The organism is Bradyrhizobium sp. LeoA1Lang, assembly GCF_055413685.1.
The window spans coordinates 1-22617 of sequence record NZ_JBVAPG010000078.1; the positions used below are offsets into that span (position 1 = coordinate 1).

Sequence of the window (22617 nt, forward strand, 5' to 3'; positions counted from 1 at the left end):
ATGCTTCGACGTATCCATTCCAATGCGGATAATCTGCGTCACGGACGGCTCCCTCGTTTGAGATTTCGACAACCTCATTCTGGCACAACTGATGCCGTAGGGGGCCGTCCACCCCATCAACCACAGGGAAGCGTTGCGGCGCGAGCAAGCGGTGCAGCGAAGCACACACCGAAGCCTGTGGTTATGGGTCCCGGGTCAAGCCCGGGACGACGTGGAGAGAGGTTCGGATTCAAACGTCAAACAGCCGCGTAGCCCGGGTGGAGCATCAGCGTAACTCGGGACAGCTCGTTGATGGGAGACGACCCGGGTTACGCTGGCGCTCCACCCGGGCTACGCCGTTTTGACGCGAGGCCCTAAACTCCCGCGACTGATGACCAGATCCCGGCGAGCTTGCGCTTGAACTGCTGCAGCCGGGTCGGCGGCACGGCCGGCTCCTCGTCCTCCGGCAGGCGCAGGCCGACGACATTGACCCTGCCGCCGCCGAGGCTGCGCGCGACCAAGACGATGCTGTCCAGCGCGAGCTCCGCGCCTTCCTTCGGCGCGCGGTCGAGATGGATGTCGAAATAATCCGACAGCGTCAGCTTCTTCTGGTCCTCATCGACGGTCACGCCGTAGATCTCGGCGAGCTCGCCAAGCGTATGTTCGCCGGAGACCACGAAGTCGCCGAGCAGATGCGGATCCGGCGCGGTGCTTGGCGGCATGTCGACGAAGAAGCGGTCGAGCGCTTCCGCCCGCTCCGGCGGCGCCAGCAGATAGAGGTAGTCGCCGGGTGCGATCGGGTCGGCCTCAGCGGGGGAGAGGATGTTCTCGTCGCGGATCACCAGCGTCGGCTTCGACCAGGACGGCAGCAATCCACGGCGGAAAAACAGGCTTTTCGCACCGACGGGATAGCCGACCAGTTGCTGCTCGAGCTGGCCGGGCAGGTCCAATTCGACGCGCCGCGGGCCGCGGTCGACACGCGGCAGCGCCACGTGCAGCCGACGCGCCGCCGGCGCCAGGGTCCAGCCCTGCAGCAAAAGCGAGATGATGACGACGACAAAGGCGACATCGAAATAGAGATAGGCCTTCGACAGGCCCACCAGCATCGGGATCGAGGCGAGGAAGATCGCGACCGCGCCGCGCAGCCCGGTCCAGGCGATGAACAGCTTCTCCCGCCAGTTGAAGCGGAACGGCGCCATGCAGGCGAATACCGCAAGCGGCCGCGCCAGCAGCATCAGCGCCAGCGCCACCACGACTGAAGCACCCAGGCTGCTGAGCACGCGATGCGGCGATACCAGAAGCCCAAGCAGCACGAACATCACGATCTGCGCGAGCCAGGTGGCGGCGTCGAGGAACGCGACCACCGAGCTGTGCGCGCGCGTCGGCCGGTTGCCGATGATGATGCCTGCGAGATAGACGGCGAGGAAGCCGGAGGCATGGGCGATCTGCGCCGCGCCGAAGATCACCAGCGCCGCCGTGGTCACGAACGGCGCGTGCAGGCCCTGCGGCAGAGCGACGCGGTTCATTGCGATCACGACCAGCCGGCCGCCGATCACGCCCACGATCGCCCCAAGCACGGCCTCGCGGACGAATTCCAGGATGACGTGCGACGCCGAGCTTTCCCCAAGCGAGATGAACTCCACCAGCATCAGCGTCAGGAAAATCGCGAACGGATCGTTGGTGCCGCTTTCGGCCTCCAGCGTGGCGCCGACACGCGGGCGCAGGCGCAACCCCTGGGTGTGGACCAGCAGGAATACCGCCGCGGCGTCGGTCGAGGCCACCACGGCCCCGACCAGCAGCGCCTCGGTCCAGGAGAGGTCGAGCATATATTTGGCCACCGGCGCCGTGACCAGCGCGGTCAACAGCACGCCGGCGGTCGCGAGCACCATCGAGGGCGCCAGCACGGCACGGATGCTCTGGAAGCGCGTGCGTAGTCCGCCGTCGAACAGGATCAGCGCCAGCGCCACCGAGCCCACCAGATAGGTGGTGCGGACGTCGTCGAACTGCAGATGGCCGGGACCGGCATCGCCCGCGAGCATGCCGATCAGGAGGAAGACCAGCAGCAGGGGGGCGCCAAAGCGCAGCGCCAAAAGGCTCGACAGGATGCCGGCCATCACGAGAACTGCGCCAAGCAGGATGGCTATGCTGACCTGATCGAGAGAAGCCATACGCCGTAAGGAAGGAGAAGGGTTGCAATGCATCCTTACCGTCGCCACAGTTCGACGCCAACCCATTTTCTGAACATGGCGTCAGACTTCTGGTTTTACAACCAACCTCACTTCGCCCTCCCGTTGTGGCGATGGTCCGTGCGTCGCGTTTGTGGGATCGTGCCGACCGTTCGAATCAAATTCGCTTGAATCTGCACTTCATGAGATTTCGCCGATGGAAATGGAGCTGAAGGACGTCATCGAGGCCCTGCAGATGGCCGCACGGTCGGTCGGCGCGGAGGTCACCTCGCCCTGGTTCTATCTGCAGTTCGGCATCATCCTGGCCGCCGCCGGCATCGCCTATGCGGCCGACGCCGCGATCCGCGTACGGGTCAACACGGATTCGCTGGGATCGCACCTGCCGCTGCCGCTCAGGCATTTCCTGCGCGTGCTGGTCGGCAGCGCCTCGACCGCGGTGTTCGCGCTCCTGATGATCGCGACGCGCATCATCATGGCACATTCGACCTGGCCGAGCCGCAGCTATCTGATCGTGGTCTCGGCCAAGCTGGCGCTGGCCTGGCTGGTGATCTGCCTGGTGACATCGGTGATCCGCAACGCCCTCATCGTCCGCCTGGTGTCGCTGGGGGCCTGGATCGTCGCGGCGCTCAGCATCATCGGCCAGCTCGATGCGACGGCGGAGGCGCTGGATTCGGTCGCAATCGAGATCGGCGGCCTGCGGCTGACGCCGCTGCTCCTGATCAAGGCCGGCGCGCTGGTGATCCTGGCGCTGTGGCTGACCAACATCGCGAGCAATTTCGTCGAGAGCCGCATCAACCGCGCCACCGACCTGACGCCGTCGATCCAGGTGCTGCTGATCAAGATCATCCGCATCGGGCTGATGGTGGTTGCAATCGCCATCGCGCTAAGCGCGGTCGGCATCAACCTGTCGGCGCTCGCGGTGTTCTCCGGCGCGGTCGGTGTCGGTATCGGTATCGGCCTGCAGAAGATCGTCGCCAACTTCATCTCGGGCATCATCCTGCTCGCCGACAAATCGGTGAAGCCCGGCGACCTCGTCACCATCGGCGACAGTTCGGGGCGCATCAGCGCGATGAAAACGCGCTACATCTCGGTTGCCGCCGGCGACGGCCGCGAATTCCTGATCCCGAACGAGGACCTGGTGACGCAGAAGGTCGTCAACTGGACCTATACCGACAAGAACACGCTGGTCAAAATCCCCTTTGGCACCAATTACGACGCCGATCCGCGGCTGGTGTGCAAGCTTGCCATCGAGATCGCCGCCGCGGCGCCGCGGGCATTGAAGGGCAAGCCGCCGAACTGCATCCTGACCGAATTCGCCGAGGCCGGGATGAAATTCTCGCTGACCTTCTGGATTGGCGACCCTGATGGCCTCGACAACGTCAAAAGCGACGTGATGCTGGCGCTGTGGGACGCCTTCAAGCGCGAGGGCATCCGTGTGCCCTATCCGGTGCGGGAACTTCGGGTCCGCGGCGCCCTGCCGGTCGAGACCGTGATCGAGACTTCCAGCTAAATCCATGGCAGGAAAGGCCATTTCGGCCCCAACCTTGGCTTGCGCTGGCCGCCTCGATCATTAAATTAGGTGAATTACCGCCAGTCCGACAGACCCCGCCAAATGACCCGACCATGAGCTATATCGAAGCAACCGACACCTCCCTACGCAAGACCGGCCAGATCAAGCTGCACGGACAAAGCGGCTTCGTCGGCATGCGCAAAGCAGGTGCGCTGGTGTCGAAATGCCTCGACGAGCTCACCGACATCGTCAAGCCGGGAATCCCGACCTCGCAGATCGACCAGTTCGTACGCGAGTTCGCCTTCAGCCATGGCGCCTATCCGGCGACGCTGATGTATCGCGGCTATCGCTATTCGACCTGCACCTCGCTGAACCATGTGGTCTGCCACGGCATGCCCGGCGACCGCCCGCTGAAGGAAGGCGACATCGTCAATATCGACGTCACCTTCATCGTCGACGGCTGGTATGGCGATTCCAGCCGCATGTATGCGGTCGGGCCGATCGCGCGCAAAGCCGAGCGGCTGATCGAGGTGACCTATGAGGCGATGATGCGGGGCATCGCCGCGGTGAAACCGGGCGCCACCACCGGCGACATCGGCCATGCGATCCAGAGCTATGTCGAGCCGCAGGGCATGAGCGTGGTGTGCGATTTCTGCGGCCACGGCCTCGGGCGCATGTTCCACGACGAGCCGAACATCATCCATGTCGGCCGGCCCGGCGAAGGCGTGGCGCTGAAGCCGGGCATGTTCTTCACCATCGAGCCGATGATCAATCTCGGCAAGCCGCATGTGAAGATCCTGTCCGACGGCTGGACCGCGGTGACGCGCGACCGCTCGCTGTCGGCGCAATTCGAGCATTCGGTCGGCGTGACCGCCGATGGGGTGGAGATCTTCACGCTGTCGCAGCGGAGCGGCGAGAAGCCGTGGACGGTGTAGCCGCGGAGACCCGTCCGCGAGTCCAAAATCACTTTCGATCACCATCGGTTTGACGGGAATGGGCGAAAGCTGTTGCGACGCACACGTCGCTGCCGATGCAGCCCGGCGGGAGAAGTGCGCCGGCCGTGAAACGTGTCGAACGCATCCCCTTTAAGAAGTAAGTGCATTCAAGTTTATTACAATCTATCATTGCATCTATCACAATCCATTTGCAACAGGGGGTTGGCGATGGCCACTGCAAGACCCGGCTTTCGAGCGCGACAGATTGTGGCTTGTCTTGCCGTAGTCGCGGCTTTCGTCGCTGGCCCACGCGCCAATGCGCAGGACACCCTGTTCGTGAGTCAAAGGGTCACAACGCCGGGCGAATACACTGCCGGGATTGAGGGGCCCGCGGTGGATGCATCGGGCAATCTCTATGCCGTCAACTTTCGACAGAGTGGCAATATCGGCAAAGTCGCGCCAGGCGCATCTCAATCGCAACTCTTCACGTCGCTTCCTACCGGCAGCATCGGCAATGGCATCCGCTTTGACCGCGGCGGGCGGATGTACATCGCCGACTTCAAGAAGCACAATGTCTTCGTGATCGAGCGCGGCGACTCTACGCCGCGTGTCTACTTTCATTCCGATCTTTTCAATCAGCCGAACGATCTGGCGATAGCGGCAGATGGCACGCTCTACGCCAGCGACCCGCGATTTTCATCAGGCTCGGGTCAGATTTGGCGAATCACCCGCGACGCCGACGGCAAGGGCCGCGGCGAAGTGATGTCCAGCACGCGACCGCGCATGGGCGTGACCAACGGGATCGATCTGAGCCCGGATGGCACGACGCTCTACGTCAGCGAGTCGGATTCCCGGCAAGTATGGGCCTATCGGCTCGAAGGCAGCAGACTGCTCGATCCACGACAGGTCAGGCGGTTCGCCGATTTCGAAGTCGATGGCCTGCGCACCGACACCAGTGGCAGGATTTTTCTCGCGCGGCCTTCGGCAGGCAATATTGCCATCTTCGCCGCCGACGGATCGCTCGAGCGGGAAGTGCCGCTGCTCGGAAAAGAACCGACCAACCTCACCTTCGGCGGCCCCGATGGCAGGACCGTCTTCGTGACCCAGAAGGACGGCCGTTTCATCGAGGCGTTCCGCACAGATCGTCCCGGCCGCGAGCCTTGCTTGCAAGTGCCGGCAATGTGCTGAGACCAAAACCGCGCCGGGCCACGTTTAGAGCGTGATGATTTTTCTTCGAATTATCATCCCGCTCTATCTTTTTATTTGAGCATGATCTCCGCGCAAACGCTTCGCGTTTGTCGCGAGGGAAAACCGGTATCCACTTTTCCGGATCATGCTCTAATCAGTCATCGCCGCCCATGCGGCGACTGAGTTCGGCTGGTTCGTAATTCTCCCCGATCGACATCGCGCAGATGCGCGAGAGATGAACGTAAGGCAGCCCGGTCTCCTTGGCCCAGGCGTTGAACTGCGCCTGCACCTTGGCGAGATCGCCTTTCGACTTCACCTCCTCCGCGATATCGAGGCCGGCGTCGCGCAGGCAGGTGACGACGTCCCTTGACGTGACAAAGCCGTCCCAGCCGAGGAAACGCAGCAGCATCTGGCCGGTATTGCCGCCGAGCCGGCTGCCGCGCTTGACCAAAAGGTTCAACAGCCCGACTTCGTCGGAGGACGGCCAGTCAGCCAGGAATTTGCCGAAGCTGCCGTGCTCGCCCGCGATCTCCTGCACGAAGCGGGCGTTGTCGCGCACCGACATGATCTTGGCGCCGTTGCGCACGATGCGCGTGTCGCTCGTGAGCCGCTCCCAGAATTCGTCCGGCTCGAATGCGAGCTGCTCGGGCTGGAAGCCGAGGAAGGCCTCTTCGAAGCCCGGCCATTTTGCGTCGATCACGCTCCAGGCAAAGCCGGCGCAGAACACCCGCTTCGTCATCTCGGCAAGAACGCGATCGTCTTTCAGCCTGGCCAGGGATTTCGCGTTCGGCGCCGGCGGCATTAGCTTCTCCAGCGCTTTCGCGCCGCCCTTGCGCTTCTCGGCCCGCGCCCGAATAGCCCTAAACGACGTCACGCGGCGAGACCTCTTTGCATTGGCAGGGACCGCCGATCATAGCGTGACGCAAGCCGCGATGCCAATGCGAAGCATCTAGCTGATATCAGCCGTCCTTGATGCGCTTCAGGCGCTCGACTGCTTCCTTCACCAAGGTCTGCATCAGCGCCTTGGCAGGGAGTTCGCGGGCCATCGCAGCGCCCTGCCCTGCCCAGAGCGGGGTGAAGTCGCGGCTTCCGTTCCGCTCTGCCGCTGCCCGCAGCGGTGCCAGCTCGCCCATCGGCAGCGGAAAATCCGGTACAGCGTCGGACAAGGGACCGACCTCGGCGATGAGACGATTGACCAGGGCACGCGCGGGTCGGCCGGAGAGCACGTTCGTCACCACGGTGCCAAGCTCGCGTGCCTGGCGCAGCGCATCGCGGTGCAGCGGTGGCGTCGCCGCCTCGGGGCAAAGCAGGAAGGCGGTCCCCATCTCCACTCCGGAGGCACCAAGGGCAAGGGCGGCTGCGATGCCGCGCCCATCGGCGATGCCGCCGGCGGCGATCACGGGCACGCCGACCGCGTCAGTGATCTGCGGCACCAATTCGAAGGGGCCAAGCTGCGCGGCGAGCGCGTGGTTCTGGTCGCGATCGAGGAACGTGCCCCGGTGGCCGCCAGCTTCATAGCCCTGGGCAATCACCGCATCGGCGCCATGATCTTCGAGCCAGCGCGCTTCCGCGACCGTCGTCGCCGACGAGATCACCTTACAGCCGGCCGACTTGATCCGGGCCACCAGCGGCGATGCCGGCAAGCCGAAATGGAAGCTCACCACGTCGGGCCTCGCGTCCTCGACGAGTTCGCACATCGCACCGCCAAACGGCGCAAGGTCGGTGCGCGGCCGCGGTGTCGTTTCGTCAATTCCAAGTTCGCGATAATAGGGTGACAGCCGGTCGTGCCACGCCCGCTCGCGCGCCGCATCGGCCCTCGCCGGCTCGTGGCAGAAGAAATTGAGGCTGACCGGCTTGCTGGTCAGCCGCCGCGCTTGCGCGATCGCGTTGGTGACGCGCTGCAGGTCCATGGTGGCGCAGCCGATCGAGCCGAGGCCGCCGGCATTGGAGACGATCGCCGCGAGTTCAACCGTGGCGAAACCAGCCATCGGCGCCAGCACGATCGGGTGTTCGATCCCAAACAATTCAAGCAGACGTCGGTCGGACCACATCGCGCATCTCCTACCAGCGGCCGGCGGAGGCGCCGCCATCGACATGCAGGATCTCGCCGGTAACGAAAGATGCCTTCTCAAGATACATCACGGCATCGACGACCTCCCGCATCTCGCCCATTCGGCCGATCGGCTGCAGCCCGGCGAGAAAGCCGTGGGCCTCGGGCGAATGCATTGGCGTGCTGATCACACCCGGCGAAACCGCGTTCACCCGGACATTTCGGGGAGCATATTCGATCGCGAGCGAGCGCGTGATCGCGTTAAGCCCGCCCTTGGTCATCGCCGCAAGACCCGCCGCCAGCGACGCCATCGGCTGTTCGGCTATCGTTGCCGTGATGTTGACGATGTGGCCAGAACCCGCCTGCAGCATTCGGGCCGCGGCCTTCTGGGTCAGATGAAAGAATCCGGCGAGATTGACCGCGACCGCCTTTGCGAAGTCGGCCGCGGAATATTCGGTGAAGGGCTTGGCAATGAACACGCCGGCGTTATTGACGAGCGTATCTATGCGCCCGAAGCGCTCGATCGCCAGACTGAAGATGCGTTCGGCGGTCTCGGGGTGGGCGATGTCGCCCTCGATCATGAGGACCGACGGATCGTCGCTCTTGCCGATCGAACGGGCGGTGGCCACGACGCGGTAGCCGTTTTCGCGATAGGCTTTCAGCAATTCCGCACCAATGCCGCGTGATGCGCCGGTGATGATGACGACCTTTCGCTCTGATGTCATATTCGCTCCTCGCAATTGCTTGGGGTGTATGGGAGCGATAGATGCACCATTCGACCGGACGCGGCTTTGCCTCGCTTGCTCTGCTGTTGTCATTTCTTGCCGCTGTCGGGGGATCAGCGGTCGCGGATCGGTTACATCCGTAACAAATCAGGCCACGACGCTGCGGCGGTACTGAGCCGGCGTCAGGCCGGTCGCCTGCCGGAACGCGCGGGTGAAATTGGCCTGGCACGAAAATCGGAGCCTGAGCGCGATATCAGCCAGCGGCTGCTCCCTCTGTCCCAGCAGTTCCTTGGCACGTTCGAGCCGCCTCGCGCTGACATAACGATGCGGCGATCGGCCGACGGCGACCTTGAAGGCGCGGGAGAAATGAAACTGGCTCAAGCACGCGATCGATGCCAGGCGGCCGACCGTCAATTCACCTTCCAGATTGACCTCGATGTAATCCAGCACACGCGCCAGCCGGCGCCGATCAAGCCCTTCGCGAGCGGGAGGTGCGAAGAAGTCGAGCGATAGCTTGCCGAAGTGGTTTTGAACCAATCTTGCGGCGAGGCTCGAGGCCAGCGTCTCCGCGAGCAGCCTGCCGGCAGACGTCTCGCGCTCCAGCTCGGACGTGAGTGCAAATGCGATCTCGGCCACGAGCGGATCGCGAAAACTGCTCTCATGGCGCAGCGACGTCATGACGGATGGGGCGGCCCCTTCACCAAAGCTCTCCGCTGAAAACCGGTTCGGCGGAAGATAAACGTGCAGGACCGCCGGAACGGGATCGGACAAATCGATCAAGCCCTGCCCGACCACCGGCGGAGAAAGCCAGATGGTCCCGCGTTCGGAGACGCTGCGATCGGTGATGCCATACCTCTCGCGCGTGACCACGGACCCATTGCCGCGGACGTCGACGCAAATTTCGATGTCAGGTTGCGGGCTCTTCCAGGCGATCGTGCCACTGCTATGACTGCGAAGCTCCGCCGTGATGTCCGACCAGCCGCGGTCGGCGGAAGACGCCAGAAGCCCGCAGGTGCCGTAGCTTTCGAGCCCGCGTGCCCCTGGCGAGGCTGGCTGCTCCGGCTGAGATGCGAACTTAGGCTTTTCATGGGTGGAATTCATTCGACATAACCCGATATCCGGCAATCGACGACAATCCCCCAGTCACCTCAATGTGGCCGGCTCGCAGCCGAATCGCAACGATTCCTGGCCGCCCATCACGCGGAAGCGATCAAGACCCGCCGATCTTCCGGCGCATATCGAAGGCTTCGATGCGTCCGCGGCACTTCATGGTTGCAAAAACCGCGTGGCACGGCATGTTTGGCGGCGATGCCCGCCAAGACCAGCGACCCCACCGACCAGCCCGCCGAGACGCCGCATTACCACGGCCATCGGGAGCGCCTGCGCGAGCGCTTCCATAGCGCCGGCCCCGACGCGCTGAGCGACTATGAACTGTTGGAGATGGCGCTGTTTGCCTCGATCCCACGGCGCGACACCAAGCCGCTCGCCAAGGAACTGCTGAGGCGCTTCGGCTCGTTTGCCGAGGTGATCCATGCCCCCGTGGCCCGCCTGCGCGAGGTCGACGGCATCGGCGAATCCTCGGTCAACCAACTCAAGCTGATCGCCGCCGCCGCGAGCCGCGTCGCCAAGGGCGAGGTGAAGCGGCGCAACGCGCTGTCGTCATGGAACGACGTGCTCGACTATTGCCGCTCCAGCATGGCCTTCGCCGACAAGGAGCAGTTTCGCCTGCTCTTCCTCGACAAGCGCAATCAGCTCATTGCCGATGAGGTGCAGCAGATCGGCACCGTCGACCACACGCCGGTCTATCCGCGCGAAGTGATCAAGCGCGCGCTCGAACTATCCGCCACCGCGCTGATCCTCGTGCATAACCACCCTTCCGGCGACCCGACGCCGTCGCAGGCCGACATCCAGATGACCAAGGCGATCATCGACATCGCCAAACCGCTCGGCATCTCCGTGCACGACCACATCATCGTCGGCAAGAACGGCCACGCGAGCTTGAAGGGGATGCGGCTGATTTAAACAGCGCCGCTGTGCCCGTTTCCCGTTTGATCTCGCTCGGCTCGCCCTTAGCCGATCCGCCGCAATTCCACTTGTGCACCGCTATGTGCCGCCAGCGTCGCGCTGGCCGCTGCGAGGTCCCAGGGGCGGACTCATCCCTGTCATGGCTTGAAAACGATAGCTCTCAGGACTACACTATTCGGCGACGGGAGCCGTTGCTGAATTGGTTGAGGTGATAAGTGATGGCATCGACAAGTAGAAGCGCCACGGACAGCCCCCTTGCGTCGGTCCGTAAGACCGCTGCCGGTTTGGCAGATAAGGCGACCATGCGCGAGTTCGATGCTCTGTGCCTCACACCGGTCGAACCGCTCACGCCCGAGGAGATTCGCGCACTACGCGAGCGCGAACACGTCTCGCAGCCGGTATTCGCGCGCTACCTCAATGTCCGGAAGGACGCAGTCAGCAAATGGGAACGCGGGGAGAAGCGGCCAGATGGCCCGTCGCTCAAGCTGCTGAACCTCGTGAAGGCAAAAGGCTTAAAGGCAATCGCGTGACCCATAACAGCGCGCCGGCATGAAGCGCGATGTCAGAGCTAGACTAACGCGCAGCCGTCAACCCAGGGAAAAGCCCACAAGTGACCTACAATGCTGAACGGGCTCTGGCACTTCTTCGTATTGGCTCCGCACGAGCTGATGCCGCCTTCCGGGATGGCCAGGAGGAGGCGATTCGTCACGTCGTCGAAGGTCGTGGCCGCTTGCTGGTCGTGCAAAGGACCGGGTGGGGCAAGAGTTTTGTTTACTTCATCGCAACCAGGCTGCTTCGTGACGGCGGCAGCGGTCCGGCTCTGCTAATCTCGCCGTTGCTGGCCCTTATGCGAAACCAGATTGCGGCAGCGGAGCGCATGGGCGTGCGAGCCGCTACGATCAATTCGGAGAACCAGAGTGATTGGGCTGAGGTTGAAACCAAGCTTGGGCGCGATGAGATCGACATCTTACTGATCTCACCTGAGCGATTGGCGAACGAACGATTCCGTACCGAGGTTCTGGCCGATATCGCCGCAAGGATTTCGCTGCTGGTAGTCGACGAAGCTCATTGTATTTCAGACTGGGGGCATGATTTCCGTCCCCATTATCGCTTACTGGAACGAGTTGTCAGAACGTTACCGCCCAATTTGCGACTTCTGGCCACCACAGCAACCGCGAACGATCGGGTGACGGACGATCTGGTCGCAGTCCTCGGACCGAATCTCAAGGTGCTGCGTGGCGATCTGAATCGTACTTCGCTTTCCTTGCAAACCATAGTCTTGCCTAGCCAAGCCGAGCGCCTGGCTTGGCTGGCCGAACAACTTGCCACACTTCCTGGTCACGGCATCATCTACACGCTAACGGTGCGCGACGCTCATCAAGTTGCGAACTGGCTCAAGAGTCGGGGATTCAATGTCGAGGCCTATACAGGCGAAACGGGGGATCTCCGCGAAGAACTGGAGCAGGCGCTGCTCCATAATCAGGTGAAGGCTCTTGTCGCCACCACTGCTCTGGGCATGGGCTACGACAAACCTGATCTGGCATTCGTGATTCATTACCAGACGCCGGGTTCGGTCGTGGCCTACTACCAGCAGGTCGGCCGAGCCGGACGTGCTCTCGACGCCGCTTATGGCGTTTTGCTGAGCGGCGCGGAAGAAGATGAGATCACGGACTGGTTCATCAGGAGTGCATTCCCCACTCCGCAGGAAGTCGAGGATGTTCTAAATGCACTCGAGGCAGAGCCTGAGGGGCTATCCGCTCCCGAGTTGCTCAGCCGAGTAAATCTGAGCAAAGGGCGCATCGACAAGACGATCCTTCTGCTCTCTCTCGAGTTGCCGGCGCCGATAGCCAAGCAGGGAACCAAATGGCAGCTTACGGCAGCCACACTGAGCGACGAATTCTGGGAACGTGCAGAACGGCTCACCACACTGCGTCGCGAGGAACAGCATCAGATGCGAGAGTATGTCGCCCTCCCATTTGGCGATCATATGAATTTTCTCGTCAAATCACTTGACGGCGATATGAGTACCTGCAGCCCTTCGACGCTGCGCCCTCTGCCGACCAATCCGGATGCCGCGCTGGTTCGGGACGCGGCTGCTTTTTTGCGCCGCACCGATCTGCCGATTGAGCCGCGCAAAAGATGGCCAAACGGCGGTATGCCTCTTTACAAGGTCAGCGGAAACATCACCGAACAGCACCAAGCGCAACCTGGGAGGGCCCTATGTGTGTGGGGCGATGCAGGCTGGGGCGGCCTCGTCAGGCAAGGCAAATATCGCGATGGCCACTTTGATGATGACCTCGTCGAAGCTTGCGTAGAGATGATTCGACGATGGTACCCACAACCCGCCCCCACCTGGATTACCTGCATTCCGTCGCTTCGGCGTCCCGATCTCGTGCCGAACTTCACACAGCGCTTGGCTGCCGCTCTCGTCTTGCCGTTCCAGGTGGCGCTAAGAAAGACAGAGGCCAGGCCCGAACAGAAGACGATGGCGAACAGCACTCAGCAAGCTCGCAACGTCGATGGTTCGCTTGCCCTTGTCGATCAGGCCCTTCCACACGGCCCTGTGTTACTGGTTGACGACATGGTGGATTCGCGCTGGACGTTCACTGCGGCGGCATGGCTTTTGCGTACAGGCGGCAGTGGCGAGGTCTGGCCGCTGGCGCTTTCATTAGCAGGACATGACTCATGACGCTGACTTTATCGGCCAACACGCAAGCGATCCTGCTGGTGACCGCTCCCTTGATCGCTGGACGCGGTAATTCCTCATCGGACCTGCTATCGCCTGGTGAGTACAAGCACCTTGTCCGCCGCTTGCGCGAGATACAGCGGCAGCCAGCAGATCTCTTGTCTCCAGCTGCCGCAGATTTGATTCATGACTGCCGGCCTGTCGTTGACGAAACTCGCCTGCAGCGTTTGTTGGGGCGCGGCTTTCTCCTGAGCCAAGTCGTCGAGCGCTGGCAATCCAGGGCGATCTGGGTCGTTAGTCGAGCAGATGCCGACTATCCTCACCGCCTGAAAACGCAACTGAGAGAAGACGCCCCGGCAGTGCTGTATGGTTGCGGCGATATAAGTCTTCTGGAATCCGGCGGCCTCGCCGTTGTTGGATCTCGCGATGTAGACGACGCGTTGATCGCCTACACGAAGAACCTCGGCGGCCTGGCCGCCAATGCCCGCAAGACCATCATCTCCGGCGGAGCGCGCGGAATTGATCAAGCAGCGATGCTCGGCGCACTTGAACAAGGCGGCAAAGCGATCGGCGTTCTGGCTGACAGCCTGGAAAAAAGCGCACTGAACCGCGAGAATCGCAACGTGCTCATCAACGGTCGGTTGGTGCTGATATCATCCTACGATCCCAGCGTCGGATTTAATGTCGGCAACGCCATGCGGCGCAACAGGTTGATCTATGCCCTGGCCGAGGTCGCGCTAGTAGTGAACTCTGATTTCAACAAGGGCGGTACCTGGGCTGGCGCAACCGAACAGCTAGATAGACTGCACATGGTCCCAGTCTACGTACGATCCACCGGCGAAACCTCTGCGGGCCTTGAGGCCCTGCGCAACAAGGGCGCTGTTCCGTGGCCAGACCCGCGGGACGCGGACGAACTCAAGGATGTGTTTACCGCAGCTGCGTCAGGCGCTGTTCAGGCCGCGCCTGATCTACTTTCGATTGATCCGCCAGTAGAATCCGTTTCCGAGACAGCGTCGGAACCTGACGTGCAATCGGCACCGAGATCCACGGCGGAATCGCCGCCGCCAGTCTCCGTTGTGCAGGAAACCTCTGGCATGGCAGAGGCCTCCGATACGCCTATTCTGCCAATAGAGGGCGAGCTGGAGGGTCGTCCGGCAAGCCGTGAACCGTTAGTGCAGACACCGAACGAGCCAGCCGACGCATTGTTGGCCGCTGCGCGTGAGGCATTTCAACAGCTTCTGGTTACACCCATGAAGGACAGCGAGATCGCCGCAGCTTTGAATATCTCAACCGCACAGGCCAAGATGTGGCTGAAGCACTTTGTCGATGAAGGCGTTCTGGAAAGGCGGAAGAAGCCTACCGTCTATGTCGTCAAACAGCTTCGCCTGTTTGAGTGACGCCGCGATCAAGAGGGGCTTGATCGCGGCGTCCTCGGCTTAGAGCCTGGTACCATTGGTTGAGCCGGCAGCCGGTTCACTTTGCATTTCCCGCTTGTCATCTTTACGGCCCAGCGCCGGCGACGAACAGCACGTCGACCCAGTAGTTATTGGCGTTGAAGGTATTTGTCGGGAAGCTGCTGCTGGTGCCGTAGACATAGACACCATTGCCCCCGCTGCTCGTGCTGGCCGGCGCCGTAAGTGCGCCGCTGATATGGTCGGCGGCGAAATAGTTGGGGTCCGCAGAATAAAAGCCGTTGCAGTGATAAGAAGCGACGTAGATCGTGTTGGCGGTCAATGCCACCGGTGTAGCGAGATTGACCGTTTGCCAGCCGCCGGGGGTCTCGTTGGTTGATGTTGCGCTGGCTAGCAGGGTCCCGGTCGCAGTCCATAGGTTGACGATATGCGGACCAGTGTTCTGCGGCCCTTTGTAAAAGAGAATTGCAAAGACGAGGCCGCCGGCCGACGTCTCGAACTTGACCCCGAGTTCGACCGCATTTGAATCATTGACCGTGATGTTTGCCGGGGTGGTCGTGGCGGTGAAGAGGCTGATGGCATTGGATGGGATAACAGTCAGTGAGACGGTTGCCGAGGCTGTCCCTCCGTGGCCGTTGGTGATTGTGTATGTGAAGTTCGCCGCTCCGAGGTAGCCGCTGGTCGGCGTGAAATTGACCACCTGCGTCGTTGCATTGTAGCTGACGGTTCCGTTGGTCGGGGTGCCGACGCTCAAGATCGACAGGGCAAAGCCGTTGGGATCCGAGTCATTGGCCAGAATCGTAGCGGCAGGAATGGCAAGGACAGTATTCTGAAGCGTTGTAAATCCGCTGTCGTTGTTCGCAACGGGAGGTAGGTTTCCGGTGGCATTCGGGTTGAAAAGTACATCGACCCAATAGTTGCTTGCGTTGAAACTGCTAGTCGGGAAGCTGCCGCTGGGGCCGTAGGAGAAGACTCCGTTGCCGTTGCTGCCGGCGCTGTTAGGGGCCGTGAGCGGCCCACTGGTATGGTCAGTGGCGAAGTAGGCCTCGTCCACCGAGTAGAAGCCCTTGGTGTGATAGGACGCGACATAGATCGTATTGGCGGTCAAGGTCACCGGTGTGGGCAAACCCACGGACTGCCAACCACTCGCGGTTTCGTTGTTGGATGCTGCACTGGCCAGCAGGGTACCCGTCGAGGTCCACAGATTGACGACATGCGCGCTTGTGTTTTGCGGACCCTTGTAGAAAAGAATTCCGAGGACCTGGCCGGCAACGGATGTCTCGAACTTGACCCCTAGTTCGACCAGGCTGGGGTCGTCCACTGTAATCGTTGCCGGTGTCGTCGATGGTCCGAACAGGCTGACGGTGCCAGCACTCACGGTCAGCGATACAGTTGCGGAGGCGGTGCCGCCATGGCCGTTGGTGATTGTATAAGTGAAGCTGGCTGCCCCAAGGTAACCGGTCGTCGGTGTGAAGCTAACGACTTGCGTTGCTGCATCGTAGCTCACCGTTCCATTGACCGGGCTGCTGACGCTTGAGATGGATATTGTGTAGCCATTTGGATCCGTATCATTAGCCAGGATCGAGGCGGCCGGAATGGACAGGACGGAGTTGGGAAGGGTGACAAAGCCTCCGACGTCATTGGCGATGGGTGGAAGGTTCCCGGTTCCACCAGCGCGGTTGAGTACCAAATCGACCCAGTAATTGCCGTTCAGATTTGAGCTCACGGGAAAAATGCTCGTCGATCCATAGGCAAATACACCATTGACGCCGGCGGCCGGTGCGCGCAGCGGACCCGCGCTCCGCGTATTGAGAAAGTAGTTCAAGTCCGCCGAATAGAGGCCCGTAGCGGTGTGGTACGACGCAACGTATGTGGCGCCTGCATTGACAGTGACCGGAGTCGGAAAATTGACCTGCTGCCAGCCGCTTGACGTTTCGCCGGAGAAGGCCGCGGTTGCAAGCAACGTTCCGTCGGCGCTCCAGAAATTGCCGACGTGCGGCCCGGTGTTGAGCGGCTCCTTGTAGAAACGGATACCGCTGACAGTGCCGGCAGAGCTGATCTGCACTCGGATACCAAGCTCTATTGCCAAGGGATCGTTGGCGAGTACCACAAACGGCGCATCAGCAGGCGTGAAAAGGCTCACGATCGCTGCAGGTACAACGCTTACGGTTACACCGGCGGCGGGTGTCTCCATATTGAGGCTGTCGTCGACAGCACGGGACTTGATTGTGAATGTGCCCGGCTGCAGTGGCCACCACGTGTATGTCCAGTTCGTGGTGCCTGTGGCCGGGTGCCAGGTCGTTCCGCCGTCGGTCGAGACCTCGACGACCGCAACCAGCCCGCCGACATCGCTCGCGGTGCCCGAAATCGTCACCGCTTGCTGCTGGACAAGGCTTGCACCCGAAGCGGGAGTAGAGATCGTCGAGACCGGCGGCGTGTGATCCGTTGATGCGCTGGCGGCAACGAGGTTCGTCTGCAGGGTTTGCGGCTGCACGCCCATGTCCGCAAACAGGTTCACCATGGCCTGCTGTACGTTCGGATCTTCGGGCGTCGGTCCCACACTGCCAAGGTTGCAGTAGTCGTGCGTCGTGTCGAGGCCAAAAGACAGGAAGACCGTTCCCGTACCGAACACGATTGCCCCGCTCGGTGCGCGATACAGGACGAGATTATGTGTCGCAGTCCGGGCGCCGGTGGTGTTGCCATAATCGAGCAGATAGGTGTCCACCGGAAGGACCGTCGATGACACTGCAATCAATCCGCCCGGCCGGAAGCCGTTGTCTGGCGCCTCGTCCCATTCGTAGCCAAGCATGCCGATTGCCAGAGAGCTGGTCGTGCCGGCTTGCACCGCCGTATTCCGCCAGAATCTGAACTGTGCGAGGTTCGAGGGAATCGTGATCGTGTCGCCGCGAAATGAATCCACCTGGAAGATGGTGCCGGTCAGCGCATTTTCAGGACGTCCTCCATCGGACGGAGGGCTGAAGCTCGGATCGCGCCAGGTGCCGGTCCACTCCGGCGACGGATCGATTTTTGCGGCGGCGTGGGTTTCCTTGTAGCAGACGAGAATGCGGTTCGCCGTACCGTTCGCATCCGCTTCCCATCGCGTTTTCCAGTAAACCTCGTTGCCGCTCATGAAGATGAGGTGCACGCCCGCATCACGTGCGGCCTCTACATTGGTCCGGAGATCGCCGGACCAATATTCATCGTGTCCGACCGACATGAACACCCTGTAGTTCGTCAGCGGAATGTTGCCCGGCCCCGCGTCGACGGTTGAGATGTAGGTCACATCGTATCCGTTTCGCTCGAGCCAGCGAATCGCTGCATACTCCCCGCTGAACACGAAATCCTGCGGGCCAGCATATAGCCCAATACCGTCACGTGTGCCGAAGGGCCGGTTGTAGCTGACTTTGAAAGCGCGCCCGTCACCACTCTGCGTCGCATTTCCTCCGTACAGGCTTGCACCGCCCCAGCCGTTGTAGGCATGCCATGTCGTGTCGGAGGTCTTGAAGACGATATCCCGCGCCGCACCGTCATTGCGGACGACAAAGGTCATATGGCTTTCGCCGGCTGTCGTGTCCTGACGGACAAGCTTTGCGATATACACGCCGGAGACCGCCGTCGCGGGGACGGTCCACGTGACGGTGACGTTCCAGTTGGCGGCATCGTACAGACCGATCGACGGATCACCGTCCGGTTGCGACGGCTGGATCGACGCGGCGTTCTGCTGAATGGACGTTACGAAACGAGCGCCGTCGCCGCCGTAATAGCCAAGGCGATAAATGTCGATCCGGTAGTTCGTCGAATCGGTATTGATCTTGAAGCCGATCTGGCTTCCACTATTGACGCTGATGCTGGTGGCGAAGCCTTCGATATTGGTGGCTGCCGGACCGCTGAGGTCCCATACTGCTTGAGGGGTGCCGGTGTTCTGGTTTTCGATAACGATTGGATTTTGTGCCATTTGCTAGCATCTTTGCTGTGGGGACGTGACTGCAATAAATCGTTGCCTGCAAAGCTTGGTATCGAATCACCACTCGAGCGTTCATCGACCGACGTTCACAATCTAGTGCAATTGCGATGGCGTCGTGACAGCGTGTTCGATTGATGAGAAACTGGCATCGGCCCCGGAGATTGGCCGATCAATCAGGGAGCGTTGAGCCGATGACGGAAGAGCAACGTCCAACCTGGACAGAAGGCAAGACCTGGTTGTATCGCGGTTATCAGGTCACGCACGCTCGTGACGGAAAAAGCGTGGAAGTTCGCAGAGGCAACGGGCCGCTGATAAAAAGCCTTGCTAAACCGGTCACATACAAGGACGTGACAGATTGCATCGACAGACTCCATCCCTCGGCGCCCTGACGAGATTCCCTGGTCGGAGTACATCAGTGCGGTGATCGTGTGTGAAGCCTCGAGAGAGAAACACTAGGATCGTTCGCATCGCCGAAGACACAGATGGAAACATCGGGCATTAAATAGAAACAAGTGGAAACATAGAAACAAGCCCGCCCGGCCCTCGGAACGGCGAAGCAGGCGACCCTCTCCTTCAAGTGGTGCCCGTGATGCGGCGGCCGTCTTACGGCGCAACCCAGCGTCGCACCGCATCCATCGTATCGGCGGGCGAAGTGTTGAAGCAGATCGAGGCCTCCGGCGCCAGCCGGTGCACGAGGTTGATGATCTTCTCGAACAGCAGCAGTTGCTCGGCGGGCTCGCGCAGGCCCGCGCCGATGACGACGCAGTCGAACCGTTTCGACTCCAGCGCCATGGCCACCACCCGCTCGGCGGTATCGCCAAGATCGACCAGACAGGCTTCCGCCTGATAGCCGTGGGTGCGCAACTGATCGATCTGCGCGTCGATATAGTTCCTGATGAGTTCCGGCGTGAGCTGCGGAAAGGCGCTGAAATCCGCGAATGCGGGATCGATGCCGATTGCAAGCACGGTCGTCGCCATAATCCGCTCCTGGTCGGAAAAAGACAGATCGAGACATCAACAGCCAACGCCGCGCACGCCAAGGGCGTTCCTCGTCCCAGCACACGGACAGGTGACGGAAAGAAAGCGCCGATTAGCAGTGGTTTACGTCTTCGGCCGCAACGCAATATCGGAGCTCGGCGATTTTGTCAGCGGTAACCGGATGTTTAAGGGACCATTCACACCATGCTGAGAAACTTCTGGTGACATTTGGAATTTTGATTCGCCGACCGTGAATACCTGATCGACAATTTCATCGCCTGGCCCCCCAACGCAGGAACCCCACACATGTTCGGAAGCCGGAAATCGCGTGCCGGTGACATTGCCAAGACTGCCGCCGACGTCATCACTGCCAACCTGATGGTCGCGGATGCGTCACTGACCATCACCTACATGAACCGTGCGGTGACCAAGCTGCTCACCGACGCGGAAGCTGACATCCGCAAGGAGCTTCCGGGCTTCTCGGTCGCCAAGCTGATCGGCGGCAGCATCGACATGTTTTACAGGGATTCCGCCCAGCGCCACCTTCTGGGACAGTTGAAGTCGCCGCACCGGGAGACCATCAGGTTCGGTGGCCGCGCCTTCGATCTCATGATCACGCCGCTGACCACGGACGACGGGCAGCGCGCAGGCTTCGCTGTGGAATGGTCCGATGCTTCGATCCGGCTGCACAACCTGGACTTCCGGGCGCAGACCATAGCCATCGGCCGCGTCCAGGCGGTGATCGAATTCAATCTCGACGGCACTGTCATCACCGCCAATGAGAATTTCCTGCGCGCGCTCGGCTATTCGCTGGCCGAGATCCAGGGCAAGCACCACAGCATGTTTGTCGAGGCATCATTCCGCGACAGCCCGAACTATCGGGAGTTCTGGCAGAAGCTGAACCGAGGCGAGTTCGAGACCGGCGAATTCAAGCGGATCGGCAAGGGCGGCAAGGAGGTCTGGATTCTCGCATCCTACAATCCGGTGTTCGATGAGAACGGCAAGCCGTTCAAGGTGGTCAAATTCGCCACCGACGTGACCGAGCAGAAGCTGCGCAACGCCGATTTTGCCGGCCAGATCGCGGCCATCGACAAGTCGCAGGCCGTGATCGAGTTCGCGATGGACGGCACGGTAAGAACGGCGAACGCGAATTTCCTGAAGACGCTGGGCTACACGCTGCACGACATCCAGGGCCGTCACCACAGCATGTTCGTCGATCCCGCCGAGCGTGACCTGCCAGCCTATCGGGAATTCTGGGCTGCGCTTAATCGCGGCGAATACCAGACCGGTGAGTTTCGCCGTGTCGGCGCCGGCGGACGCGAAGTCTGGATCCAGGCCTCCTACAATCCGATCATGGATCTCAACGGCAAGCCATTCAAGGTCGTCAAATACGCCTCCGACGTCACCGCCCAGGTTATAGCGCGGCTGAAGAGCGAGCGCGTCCGCGGCATGATGGAGCAGGTCGCGGCCGGCGCCGAGGAATTGAATGCCTCGGTGCGCGAGATCTCGGAGGCGATGGTCAAGTCCAAGGAAACGGCTGCGGCCGCCACCGACCATGTGCAATCCGCCGACCACCAGGCGCAGCGGCTGACCGCCGCGGCCGCCTCGATGAGCGGCATCCTGCAGATGATCGGCGACATCACCGGCCAGATCAACCTGCTCGCGCTGAACGCGACCATCGAGTCCGCACGCGCCGGCGAGGCCGGCCGTGGCTTCGCGGTGGTCGCCGCCGAGGTCAAGAACCTGGCCAACCAGGCCAAGCAGGCGACCGACAAGATTGGCGTCGAAATCGACTCGCTGAATGGCATTTCCGTCGACGTGGTCACCGCGCTGGGCACGGTCCGCCGGTCGATCGAGGCGGTGGGCGAATATGTGACGTCGACGGCGGCCGCGGTCGAGGAGCAGAGCGTCGTCACCGGCGAGATGTCGTCGAGCATGCACCGCGCCGCCAACGAGGCCGCCGCCATCGGCTGATAGCAGCGGATTACCAACGGCTCAGATCGAAGACTTGCCGTATCGGCGGTGGATGCTGCACTCCCTCTCCCGCTTGCGGGCAGGGCTATCGCATATAGCTGTTTGATGGCTGTGAACGAGGCGGGCCTCATGGTTCTCCGAGCGATGCGCAGCATCGTCTCGAGACGCGCCGCAAGCGGCGCTCCTCACCATGAGGGTCTAAGATTCCGCCGCGAAATCAGACCTCATCCTGAGGAGCCCGCCAAAGGCGGGCGTCTCGAAGGATGGGCCGCGAAGGAACCGCCGCCGACTCGACCAAATCGCATCACGCCATAGCGGCTGCTACTGGTCGCGCAGCATGATCAGGGGGTCGGCGCTGTCGGGGACCTTGCGCCACTGCGCATTGTCGTCGGCCTCGAACTGCCAAGTCTCGCCCTTCTCGGACATCAGCAGCATCTGGCCGTGATCGAGCCGCCAGACCGTCGGCGCGAACGCCGTCACCGCCGGATCGCATTTCGGCTTCAAGAAGACCTGGAAATTGTCCTGACCGGCTTCGGTATTGGTCAGCGTCAGGCCGCAGATCGCCTGTCCGTTGCCGCGCACCATCGACCAGTCGCCGATCATCTGGTCCATCGACTTGGCGAGCGCGCGAGCCGCGGCGAGGTTTTGCAGGATGTAGACGCCCTCGCCGGTCCGATGCCCCTCAAAGATGCCGCTCTCGACCTCAGTGAAATCGATCACCGGTTCGCCAACCGCATTCTGCAGCCGCACGATGTCGAGGCCCTTGATGTTCCAGGCGGCGATGTCCTTGGTGAAAGGCAGGGCCGCCGGACAGGAAGGCTCGAGCTCGAGCTTGAGGCCTTGGGCCGCGGCATCGCCCTTCAGCGTGACGACGCAGGTCTTGCTGCGCTCGGTGGTCGCAAGCTCCCACTGCCCGATCATTTCCTTTTTCAGCGACGTGGCATCCTGGGACGACGCAGGTCCAGCGCCGCCGGCGATTGCAAGCAGCATTGCCACCACGACGCT

The 22617-nt window shown here is 61.7% G+C and carries 16 protein-coding genes; 8 read left to right on the forward strand and 8 right to left on the reverse strand.

Annotation, left to right across the window (positions count from 1 at the left end):
- Nucleotides 1-353: 353 nt before the first annotated feature.
- The gene (locus tag ACZYOF_RS24435) at nt 354-2147 is read right to left on the reverse strand and encodes a potassium/proton antiporter (protein WP_463717391.1); all 1794 of its coding nucleotides are present in this window, start codon (nt 2145-2147) and stop codon (nt 354-356) included.
- Between the two features lie 214 nt (nt 2148-2361).
- Between ACZYOF_RS24435 and ACZYOF_RS24440 the strand changes: the two genes are divergently transcribed.
- The 3 genes from ACZYOF_RS24440 to ACZYOF_RS24450 all read left to right on the forward strand — a co-directional run bounded on the left by ACZYOF_RS24440 (nt 2362) and on the right by ACZYOF_RS24450 (nt 5798).
- Nucleotides 2362-3675 carry a mechanosensitive ion channel family protein gene (locus ACZYOF_RS24440; RefSeq protein ID WP_463717392.1) on the forward strand — a complete coding sequence of 438 codons (1314 nt, stop codon included), beginning with the start codon at nt 2362-2364 and terminating at the stop codon, nt 3673-3675.
- A 113-nt stretch (nt 3676-3788) separates the two neighbouring features.
- Entirely contained in the window at nt 3789-4610 is an 822-nt protein-coding gene (gene map / locus ACZYOF_RS24445) for a type I methionyl aminopeptidase (protein WP_463717393.1), read from the forward strand.
- 336 nt (nt 4611-4946) lie between these two features.
- Nucleotides 4947-5798, forward strand: a complete 852-nt coding sequence (locus ACZYOF_RS24450) for an SMP-30/gluconolactonase/LRE family protein (RefSeq protein WP_463717394.1) — start codon at nt 4947-4949, stop codon at nt 5796-5798.
- A 154-nt stretch (nt 5799-5952) separates the two neighbouring features.
- Here the strand turns inward: ACZYOF_RS24450 and ACZYOF_RS24455 are convergent, their stop codons facing one another.
- From ACZYOF_RS24455 to ACZYOF_RS24470, 4 genes are all read right to left on the reverse strand, one after another.
- Nucleotides 5953-6672 (reverse strand): DNA-3-methyladenine glycosylase I, encoded by a 720-nt coding sequence (locus ACZYOF_RS24455; protein WP_463717395.1) that lies wholly within the window; start codon nt 6670-6672, stop codon nt 5953-5955.
- Nucleotides 6673-6757: 85 nt separating this feature from the next.
- The gene (locus ACZYOF_RS24460; protein ID WP_463717396.1) at nt 6758-7849 is read right to left on the reverse strand and encodes an NAD(P)H-dependent flavin oxidoreductase; all 1092 of its coding nucleotides are present in this window, start codon (nt 7847-7849) and stop codon (nt 6758-6760) included.
- Nucleotides 7850-7859: 10 nt separating this feature from the next.
- Nucleotides 7860-8573, reverse strand: coding sequence for an SDR family NAD(P)-dependent oxidoreductase (locus tag ACZYOF_RS24465; protein WP_130579118.1), 714 nt, complete (start codon nt 8571-8573; stop codon nt 7860-7862).
- Nucleotides 8574-8720: 147 nt separating this feature from the next.
- Nucleotides 8721-9674 carry a helix-turn-helix domain-containing protein gene (locus ACZYOF_RS24470; RefSeq protein ID WP_463717397.1) on the reverse strand — a complete coding sequence of 318 codons (954 nt, stop codon included), beginning with the start codon at nt 9672-9674 and terminating at the stop codon, nt 8721-8723.
- A 207-nt stretch (nt 9675-9881) separates the two neighbouring features.
- Here ACZYOF_RS24470 and radC point away from each other — a divergent pair, with 207 nt between their 5' ends.
- The 4 genes from radC (at nt 9882) to ACZYOF_RS24490 (ending at nt 14681) form a co-directional block, all read left to right on the forward strand.
- Nucleotides 9882-10595 carry a RadC family protein gene (gene radC / locus ACZYOF_RS24475; RefSeq protein ID WP_463717398.1) on the forward strand — a complete coding sequence of 238 codons (714 nt, stop codon included), beginning with the start codon at nt 9882-9884 and terminating at the stop codon, nt 10593-10595.
- Nucleotides 10596-10816: 221 nt separating this feature from the next.
- A complete protein-coding gene (locus ACZYOF_RS24480) occupies nt 10817-11128 on the forward strand; it encodes a helix-turn-helix domain-containing protein (RefSeq protein WP_463717399.1) in 312 nt (103 codons plus the stop codon).
- 80 nt (nt 11129-11208) lie between these two features.
- Entirely contained in the window at nt 11209-13287 is a 2079-nt protein-coding gene (locus ACZYOF_RS24485; RefSeq protein ID WP_463717400.1) for a RecQ family ATP-dependent DNA helicase, read from the forward strand.
- On the forward strand, nt 13284-14681 hold the full coding sequence (locus tag ACZYOF_RS24490; protein WP_463717401.1) for a DNA-processing protein DprA: 1398 nt from the start codon (nt 13284-13286) through the stop codon (nt 14679-14681). Before ACZYOF_RS24485 ends, ACZYOF_RS24490 begins: the two co-directional genes overlap by 4 nt.
- A 103-nt stretch (nt 14682-14784) precedes the next feature.
- Here the strand turns inward: ACZYOF_RS24490 and ACZYOF_RS24495 are convergent, their stop codons facing one another.
- Entirely contained in the window at nt 14785-18651 is a 3867-nt protein-coding gene (locus ACZYOF_RS24495; protein WP_463717402.1) for a DUF4082 domain-containing protein, read from the reverse strand.
- Nucleotides 18652-19263: 612 nt separating this feature from the next.
- Nucleotides 19264-19638: a hypothetical protein gene (locus ACZYOF_RS24500; protein WP_130578543.1), complete on the reverse strand. Its 375-nt coding sequence runs from the start codon at nt 19636-19638 to the stop codon at nt 19264-19266.
- 306 nt (nt 19639-19944) lie between these two features.
- On the opposite strand from ACZYOF_RS24500, the gene ACZYOF_RS24505 reads away from it, so the two are divergent.
- On the forward strand, nt 19945-21612 hold the full coding sequence (locus ACZYOF_RS24505; RefSeq protein ID WP_463717403.1) for a methyl-accepting chemotaxis protein: 1668 nt from the start codon (nt 19945-19947) through the stop codon (nt 21610-21612).
- A 321-nt stretch (nt 21613-21933) separates the two neighbouring features.
- On the opposite strand, the gene ACZYOF_RS24510 is transcribed toward ACZYOF_RS24505, so the two are convergent.
- Nucleotides 21934-22602, reverse strand: coding sequence for a protease inhibitor Inh/omp19 family protein (locus ACZYOF_RS24510; protein ID WP_394567347.1), 669 nt, complete (start codon nt 22600-22602; stop codon nt 21934-21936).
- Nucleotides 22603-22617 lie beyond the last annotated feature (15 nt).

Bases quoted from the DNA above. Each gene is read 5' to 3' on its own strand.
- ACZYOF_RS24480 (WP_463717399.1), top strand. From the start codon at position 10,817: ATGGCATCGACAAGTAGAAGCGCCACGGACAGCCCCCTTGCGTCGGTC.
- ACZYOF_RS24460 (WP_463717396.1), bottom strand. From the start codon at position 7,849: ATGTGGTCCGACCGACGTCTGCTTGAATTGTTTGGGATCGAACACCCG.
- ACZYOF_RS24490 (WP_463717401.1), top strand. From the start codon at position 13,284: ATGACGCTGACTTTATCGGCCAACACGCAAGCGATCCTGCTGGTGACC.
- ACZYOF_RS24435 (WP_463717391.1), bottom strand. From the start codon at position 2,147: ATGGCTTCTCTCGATCAGGTCAGCATAGCCATCCTGCTTGGCGCAGTT.
- ACZYOF_RS24505 (WP_463717403.1), top strand. From the start codon at position 19,945: ATGTTCGGAAGCCGGAAATCGCGTGCCGGTGACATTGCCAAGACTGCC.
- ACZYOF_RS24470 (WP_463717397.1), bottom strand. From the start codon at position 9,674: ATGAATTCCACCCATGAAAAGCCTAAGTTCGCATCTCAGCCGGAGCAG.
- ACZYOF_RS24440 (WP_463717392.1), top strand. From the start codon at position 2,362: ATGGAAATGGAGCTGAAGGACGTCATCGAGGCCCTGCAGATGGCCGCA.
- ACZYOF_RS24510 (WP_394567347.1), bottom strand. From the start codon at position 22,602: ATGCTGCTTGCAATCGCCGGCGGCGCTGGACCTGCGTCGTCCCAGGAT.
- ACZYOF_RS24465 (WP_130579118.1), bottom strand. From the start codon at position 8,573: ATGACATCAGAGCGAAAGGTCGTCATCATCACCGGCGCATCACGCGGC.
- ACZYOF_RS24495 (WP_463717402.1), bottom strand. From the start codon at position 18,651: ATGGCACAAAATCCAATCGTTATCGAAAACCAGAACACCGGCACCCCT.
- ACZYOF_RS24500 (WP_130578543.1), bottom strand. From the start codon at position 19,638: ATGGCGACGACCGTGCTTGCAATCGGCATCGATCCCGCATTCGCGGAT.
- map (WP_463717393.1), top strand. From the start codon at position 3,789: ATGAGCTATATCGAAGCAACCGACACCTCCCTACGCAAGACCGGCCAG.
- radC (WP_463717398.1), top strand. From the start codon at position 9,882: ATGCCCGCCAAGACCAGCGACCCCACCGACCAGCCCGCCGAGACGCCG.